The sequence below is a fragment of the Aeromicrobium sp. genome, from assembly GCF_036676885.1.
Classification (GTDB): domain Bacteria; phylum Actinomycetota; class Actinomycetes; order Propionibacteriales; family Nocardioidaceae; genus Aeromicrobium.
In genome coordinates this window covers 1-7,438 of the sequence record NZ_JAKFCB010000048.1, presented here as the reverse complement: position 1 = coordinate 7,438, position 7,438 = coordinate 1, and the positions used below count along the sequence as shown (strand labels likewise).

Below are 7,438 nucleotides of genomic sequence, written 5' to 3'. Positions count from 1 at the left end.
CTCCGATGTGACGCCGGCTCCGGGTGGGCGTTCACTCGAAGCGTGTTCTCATCCTAGGCGCGCAGGATGCGAACCTGCGGTGACGCGCCGAGACCAGATAGCGTCGTCGCCGTGTCCGACACCTTGCTCCTGGTCCTCGATCTGGCCGGAATCGCGGTCTTCGCGTCGACCGGAGCTCTGGTCGGCGTGCGCAAGGAGCTCGATGTCTTCGGTGTCGTGGTCCTCGCGCTGATCACCGGACTCGGTGGCGGTGTGCTCCGGGACGTGCTGATCGGGTCGGTGCCACCGGCCGCCCTCGATGACTGGCGCTACCTCGTGGTGCCGGCCGTGACGGCCCTCGTGGTGTTCGCGTTCCACCCGGCGTTCGGCCGAATGGAACGCCAGATCCTGGTGCTCGACGCGGTCGGCCTGGCGCTGTTCTGCGTCACCGGCGCGGTCAAGGCGGACGAGGCCGGGCTGGGTGTCCTCGCTGCGTCGGCGCTCGGGATGCTGAGCGGGATCGGCGGCGGCATGATGCGCGACGTGGTGGCCGGTCGGGTGCCGGTCATCCTCCGCGGTGAGCTGTACGCGACGCCGGCCTTCGCCGGGGCACTCATCGCGACCCTCGTGCACCGTGAGGGTTATGTCGAGTGGTGGTACGCCCTCGCGTTCGCGGTGTGCCTGGGGTGGCGGCTGATCGCGCTGAAGCGCGGCTGGACCGCGCCGCTCCCGCCCGGCATCGACCACGCCTAGCCCCGCTGGGCGTGACGTCAGGGCCGGCGGGGCAGGACGAGGTCGAACTCGGGATCGTGGTTGCCGAAGCGGTGGTTCGTGATCGTGACGGACTGCTCCTGCAGGAACGGCAGCGCCTCGACGCGGCCGGACGGGGTGACCGGGCCGCCGTAGATCGCGACATCGGGGTCGCCGTCGACCGCGACCGCGACGTCCTTGGCGTCCGCGCCGACGAGGCGCACGCGGGCCGGCCGGGTTGCCGCGACCTGCGCGAGCCACTCGTCGTGCGTCTCGACCCTCGCCTTCGGCGCCAGGCCGTCCGGCAGGGGCGTGCGGGAGCTGACTGCGATCGGGGCGCCGGTGCGTGTGGCGGCGAGCAGCACGCGGATGAGCTCCGGCAGGAAGCTGCCGTCGAAGCGGATCGCCACGGGCACGGGTCGGTAGCGGAACACGTTGCGCTCGACCCCGAGCTTCGAGACGTCCTTGAGGACGCCGTACTCGCGGGTCCACGCGATGTGGTCGGAGGCGGCCGCCGCGATGAGGTCACGGTGCTCGACGCCGCTGACGTGCGGGCGGGCGGCGTCGAGGAGCCGGGAGACCTCACGGGAGAGCTCGGGCGTCTCGCCGGCGCGCAACGGCCGCGGCCGCCACGTGCCGAGGTGGGTCAGGTAGTTGGGGCCGCCGGCCTTGGCGGTCGTGCCGACCGAGGACCGCTTCCAGCCGCCGAACGGCTGACGCTGCACGACGGCGCCGGTGATGCCGCGGTTGACGTAGAGGTTGCCGGCCTGGACCGAGTCGATCCACGTGTTGACCTCCTTGGCGTCGAGCGAGTGGATGCCGGCGGTCAGGCCGTAGTCCGTGGCGTTCTGCCACTCGATCGCCTGGTGGAGGGAACGCGCGTTCATGATGCCGAGGACGGGGCCGAAGTACTCGGTCGTGTGGAACTGGCTGCCGGGGCGTACGCCCGTGCGGATGCCGGGGGTCCACACCCGGGGGTCGGAGCCGAGCTGGCGCGGCGCGAGCAGCCACTCCTCACCGTCGCCCAGAGTCGTGAGGCCCTCCGCAAGCTTGCCGAGCGGCGGCTCGATGATCGGGCCCATCGTGACCTCGGGGTCGTGGGGGAGGCCGACCTTGAGCGACGAGACCGCATCGACGAGCTGGCGCTGGAAACGCTCGGACTGGCCGACCGATCCGACCAGGATCGCCAGGCTCGCCGCCGAGCACTTCTGACCGGCATGCCCGAACGCGCTCTTGACGAGGTCGGCGACCGCCAGGTCGATGTCGGCGCTGGGGGTGATGACGATGGCGTTCTTGCCGCTGGTCTCGGCGAGCAGCGGGAGGTCGGGCCGCCACGAGCGGAACAGGTTGGCGGTCTCCCACCCACCCGTGAGGATGACGCGGTCGACGTCGGAGTGCGAGATCAGCGCCTTGCTGAGCGGCCCCTCGTCGATCGTGACGTAGCGCAGCACGTCACGCGGCACGCCGGCCTGCCAGAGCGCCTCGACCATGACCGCGGCGCACCGACGGGTCTGGGGCGCTGCCTTGATGACGACACCGCTGCCCACGGACAGGGCGGCGAGCACGGACCCCGCCGGGATGGCCACGGGGAAGTTCCACGGCGGAGTGACGACCGTCAGGGTGTCGGGCACGAACTCGGCGCCGTCGACGGCCTCGAGGCGGCGGGCCGACTCGGCGTAGTAGTGCGCGAAGTCGATCGCCTCGCTGACCTCGACATCGGCCTCGGCGATGGTCTTGCCGGCCTCGGCGGCCATGACCGACACGAGGTCACCGCGCCGGGCGCCGAGCGCGCTGCCGGCCTGGTGGAGGACCCACGCGCGTACCTCGGAGCCGCGCGCCTGCCACGCCTTGGCCGCGACCCGGGTGTCCTGGACGACGCTCTCGAGGCTTGCCGGTCCCGGGATCTTGTTGTTGCGCACGGTCTCGGTGCCGAGCTGCGTGTAGGCCGAGCGGGCCAGCACGAGGCGGCCCCACTCGCGGTTGCCCTCCGTCGACGGGTCGGTGTCCGGCGTGTTGGTGAACGTCCCGGAGTGCACGGGTGCGACCTCGGTCAGCCGGTTCTGCGTGCGGTGCGGCTTCGGGACGGTGTCGTCGAGCGCGTGGACGGATGCGAAGAACCGTTGGATCTCGCGGGCCAGGAGGTCAGGCTCGTCGGCGAGCTCGAACGCGGCGGACATGAAGTTGTCGCTGCTCGCGTTCTCCTCGAGCCGGCGCACGAGGTAGGAGATCGCGACGTCGAACTCCGACGGGTGCACGACGGGGGTGTAGAGCAACAGCTGGCCGATGTCGTCGCGGACGGCGTCGACGGGGCCGCTGTCCATGCCGAGCAGCATCTCGAAGTCGACGCTGTCGCGCACGCCGCGGTCGCCCGCGAGCAGCCAGGCGTACGCGATGTCGAACAGGTTCTGGCCCGCGACGCCGAGGCGTACGGCGTCGACCCGCTCGGGCGTCATGGCCCAGTCGAGGACGCGCTTGTAGTTGGTGTCGGTCTCCTGCTTGGTCGACCACGTGGCCAGCGGCCAGCCGTGGATCGCCGCGTCGACGCGCTCCATCGCCAGGTTGGCGCCCTTGACGACACGCACCTTGATCGGCGCGCCGCCCTGCGCCCGCCGCCGGGTGGCCCACTCCTGCAGGTCCTGCATCGCGCCGAGGGCGTCCGGCAGGTATGCCTGGAGGACGATCCCGGCCTCGAGGTCGGGGAACGAGTCGAGGATCGTCTTGAACACCGCGACCGTGAGATCGAGGTCGTGGTACTCCTCCATGTCGAGGTTGATGAACGTCGGCTCGCCGGTCGAGGCGCGGTCGTAGAGCGGCGTCAGCTGCTTGACGACGCGCGCGACGGACTCGTCGAAGGCCCACATCGAGAGCTGGCTGGCCACGGAGGACACCTTGACCGAGACATAGTCGACGTCATCGCGCTCGAGCAGCTCCATCGTGCCGTCGCGGCGGTGTGCTGCCTCGCCCTCGCCGAGGACGGCCTCGCCGAGCAGGTTGAGGTTGAGCCGGTCGCCGCCGGCCCGCAGGCGCTTGATCGTGCGGCCCAGCTGCACCGGGCGGGCGTCGACGACGAGGTGGCCGACCATCCGGCGCAGCGTGCGCCGGGCGATCGACACGACCAGGGCAGGGAACAGGACCGCCGTGACGGCGCCGAGCTTGAGCAGGACGCGCTGGCTGGCCGGCAGGAACGACGGCGTGTGCAGCGCGAGCGCACGCAGGTTGCGCGCCGCGACCCGGTGGTCGTCGGGGCGTACGACGCGGTCGACGAACCCGATCGTGAACTCGAGTCCGTGTGGATCCTTGAGCAGCTTGGCGAGGCGTTCGGCGGAGGGATCGGTTCGGCGTGCCGATGCGCGCTCGGGATCGATCCAGGTGCGCACGAGCTCGACGCTGCGCTCGGCCAGAGTGAGTTCGGTCATGTCGTGCCCAAGGTTAGTGCCACAACGCCTCGAAGATCACCAGGCGGCAGTACTTGACGGAGAGCGGATGCTCCAGGCGACGGCCGAGGCGGCCAGGCCTGCGATCAGCGGGACCAGGAACCCCGCGGATGCGCCCTGATGATCGATGACCCAGCCGGCGACGGCGGCACCCGGGGCGACACCGACCGCCATGCCCGTGCCGGTCCACGTGAGCGCCTCGGTGAGCCGGGATGACGGGACGCCGAGCTCCGTGATGTTGACCATCGCGATCAGCGTCGGCGAGATCATGACGCCCGCGAGGAACATCCCCGCGGCAAGCCAGACCGAGCTCGGCAGCAGTCCGAGCGGCGCGAACAGCAGCGCGAGCGCGAGCATGGCCACCCGGAACTGGCGCAGTGGGTGATGCGTCTGGGGCAGTGCCCCCACCGCGAGCCCGGCGATGAGGCTGCCCGCGGCCCACACCGCGAGCACCGCGCCCGCTGCACCGGGCCGGCCCTGCTCCTCGGTGAAGGCGACCACGATGACCTCGGTCGACCCGAAAAGCGTGCCGAGACCGACGGAGACCGCGACGAGCGGGCCGAGAAGCTGCCAGCTGATCGGAGCCCTCGGCTGGCCGTCATGGGCAGTCAGCGGGGGAGCGGTGCTGCGCTGGAGTGCCAAGGCCCAGGAGCCGAGCGTTGCCGCGGCACCGGCGAAGACCAGGCCGGAGATCCCGGCCACCTCGAGCGTCAGGAACGTCACGAGCACCGGGCCGACCACGAAGACGACCTCGTCCAGAACGGCCTCGATCGAGAACGCGGTGTTGAGCTGGCTGCGTTCGGAGACTGCGTGCGTCCAGCGAGCCCGGACCATGCTGCCGGTCTGGGGCGTCGCCAGGCCCGCGACGATGGCACACAGGTGCGGCAGCGGCGCCGACCAGTCGGCCTCGATCGCCATGAGGGTCAGCGCGATCCCCACCGCGTACGCGGCACCGACGGTCCACAGCACCTTGGCCTGGCCGACGCGATCGGCGAGTCGGCCCTGGAACGGGCCGAACGCGGCCGCCGCCAGGACGTACGCCGCCGCCATGACGCCCGCGCGGCCGTATGAGCCGGTGCGGTCCGACACGAGCAGGACGATGCCCAGGCCCGTCATCGACAGCGGCAGCCGCGACCACAACGCCGTGAACGAGAAGAGGGCAGCACCGGGCCGTGACAGCACGTCCCGATAGGTCGTCAGCATCGAATTGCCTCCCAGCCAGAGAACCCTATCCGTGCTGGTGGGATGATTGCTGCATGAACGCCCGGCCCTTCGACGCGCTGCTGCTGGTGTCGTTCGGTGGACCTGAGCATCCAGACGACGTCGTGCCGTTCCTCGAGAACGTCACGGCCGGCCGCGGCATCCCGCGCGAACGGCTCGAAGAGGTCGGTCAGCACTACTACCTGTTCGGCGGCAAGTCCCCGATCAACGAGCTCAACCTCGAGCTGCTCGACGCGCTCCGCAAGGACTTCGCCGACAACGGCGTCGACGTGCCGATCTACTGGGGCAACCGCAACTGGGACCCCTATCTCCGCGATGCCGCACGCCAGATGGCGGCCGACGGCGTCACGCGTGCGGCGTGCTTCGTGACCAGCGCCTACTCGTCATACTCCGGCTGCCGCCAGTACCGCGAGGACCTGTTCGACGCGGTCAGCGGGCTCGAGATCGAGCTGAGCCGGCTGCGGCACTACTTCAACCACCCGGGCTTCGTCGGCCCCTTCGTCGAGGCGACGTCGGAGGCGCTCGCGGGTGCGCCCGACGGCACTCACGTCGTGTTCGTCACGCACTCGATCCCCGAGACGATGAACCTCGCGAGCGGGGGCCCCGGCCGGGGGCTGTACCTCCGCCAGCACGAGAGCGTCGCCACGCTGGTCGCCGAGAGGGCCGGCGCGCAGCGCTGGTCGCTGGCCTACTGCTCGCGCTCCGGCTCGCCGCACATGCCGTGGCTCGAGCCCGACATCAACGACCACCTGCGCGAGCTGCACGAGGGGGGCGTCTCCTCGGTCGTCGTCGTGCCCATCGGCTTCATCTCCGACCACATGGAGGTCATCTACGACCTCGACACCGAGGCCAAGATGACCGCCGACGGCCTCGGCATGGCATACGACCGGGTCGACACGCCCGGCGCTCACCCCGACTTCGTGTCGATGGTGCGTGACCTGCTGCTCGAGCGTGCGGCGGTGGAGCGCGGCGAGCAGGTCGAGCGCTGCTCGCTGGGTGATCTCGGCCCGTCGCACGACGTGTGCCCGGTCGACTGCTGCCTCAACCCCCGCACCCAGCTCCCCACCATCGCGTAAAGGGCCCACCAAGAACATGAGCGAGACACTGCTGGCGTTGGCACGCGAGGTCGGACGTGAGGCTGCGGCGTTCGTCGCGGGCCGACGCCCGGTCGGACGGGTCGACATCGCGTCGACCAAGTCGAGCCCGACCGACGTCGTCACCGAGATCGACGAGGCCTGTGAGCGGCTGATCCGCGAGCGCATCTTCGCCGTGCGGCCCGACGACGGGTTCGTCGGCGAGGAGGGCAACGACGTGGTCGGCACGACCGGGGTCGACTGGGTCGTCGACCCGATCGACGGCACGGTCAACTTCGTCTACGGCATTCCGACCTACGGCGTCTCGATCGCGGCACAGCAGGACGGCGAGGTCGTCGCGGGCTACGTCATCAACATCGCGTCAGGCGCCGAGTGGGGCTCGGTCCGGGGCGCCGGGGCGTGGCGCTACGACGGCGACGCCCGCCGCATGCTGGCGGCCCCGCAGCCGGAGTCCGTGGCGCATGCGCTGGTCGCGACCGGGTTCAACTACATCCCGGAGATCCGCACGACGCAGGCCGCCGCGATGGCGACGTTCCTGCCGCAGGTCCGCGACATCCGCCGGATCGGCTCGGCCGCGCTCGACCTGTGCGCGCTGGCCGAGGGCCAGTACGACGCCTACCTCGAGCAGGGACTCAAGGCCTGGGACCTCGCGGCCGGGGGCCTGATCGCGGCCGAGGCGGGGCTGATTCTCAGCGGCTTCGACGGCGGCCCGGATGAGCGTATGGTCATGGCGGCACACCCTGCGATTGCTGAGGAATATTTCGCCCTCGTACGTGCTTGTGGGTTCTGACGAACGGAACATTTGGGGCGTGTGGCACAATCACGCCGGTTGTTCCGCACAAAGGGAGATTTGATGGCTACCGATTACGACGCACCGCGCAAGACCGAGGAAGAGCAGTCCGAGGACAGCATCGAGGAGCTCAAGGCGCGTCGGCACGAGAAGAGCTCGGGCAAGGTCGA

At 70.5% G+C, this 7,438-nt stretch carries 6 protein-coding genes; 4 read left to right on the top strand and 2 right to left on the bottom strand.

The window, feature by feature from the left end:
• The first annotated feature begins 111 nt into the window (after positions 1-111).
• A complete protein-coding gene (locus V6M46_RS02650) occupies positions 112-732 on the top strand; it encodes a trimeric intracellular cation channel family protein (RefSeq protein ID WP_332662214.1) in 621 nt (206 codons plus the stop codon).
• A gap of 17 nt (positions 733-749) precedes the next feature.
• Here the strand turns inward: V6M46_RS02650 and V6M46_RS02645 are convergent, their stop codons facing one another.
• Together V6M46_RS02645 and V6M46_RS02640 are read right to left on the bottom strand one after the other, a co-directional pair.
• The gene (locus V6M46_RS02645; protein WP_332662213.1) at positions 750-4,145 is read right to left on the bottom strand and encodes a bifunctional proline dehydrogenase/L-glutamate gamma-semialdehyde dehydrogenase; all 3,396 of its coding nucleotides are present in this window, start codon (positions 4,143-4,145) and stop codon (positions 750-752) included.
• Positions 4,146-4,181: 36 nt separating this feature from the next.
• Positions 4,182-5,366: an MFS transporter gene (locus V6M46_RS02640; RefSeq protein WP_332662212.1), complete on the bottom strand. Its 1,185-nt coding sequence runs from the start codon at positions 5,364-5,366 to the stop codon at positions 4,182-4,184.
• A gap of 53 nt (positions 5,367-5,419) precedes the next feature.
• Between V6M46_RS02640 and V6M46_RS02635 the strand changes: the two genes are divergently transcribed.
• The 3 genes from V6M46_RS02635 to V6M46_RS02625 form a co-directional block, all read left to right on the top strand.
• A complete protein-coding gene (locus V6M46_RS02635; RefSeq protein ID WP_332662211.1) occupies positions 5,420-6,460 on the top strand; it encodes a ferrochelatase in 1,041 nt (346 codons plus the stop codon).
• A 16-nt stretch (positions 6,461-6,476) separates the two neighbouring features.
• A complete protein-coding gene (locus V6M46_RS02630) occupies positions 6,477-7,268 on the top strand; it encodes an inositol monophosphatase family protein (RefSeq protein WP_332662210.1) in 792 nt (263 codons plus the stop codon).
• 63 nt (positions 7,269-7,331) lie between these two features.
• A partial coding sequence (locus V6M46_RS02625) for a DUF4193 family protein (protein WP_332662215.1) occupies positions 7,332-7,438 on the top strand: 107 nt, incomplete at its 3' end.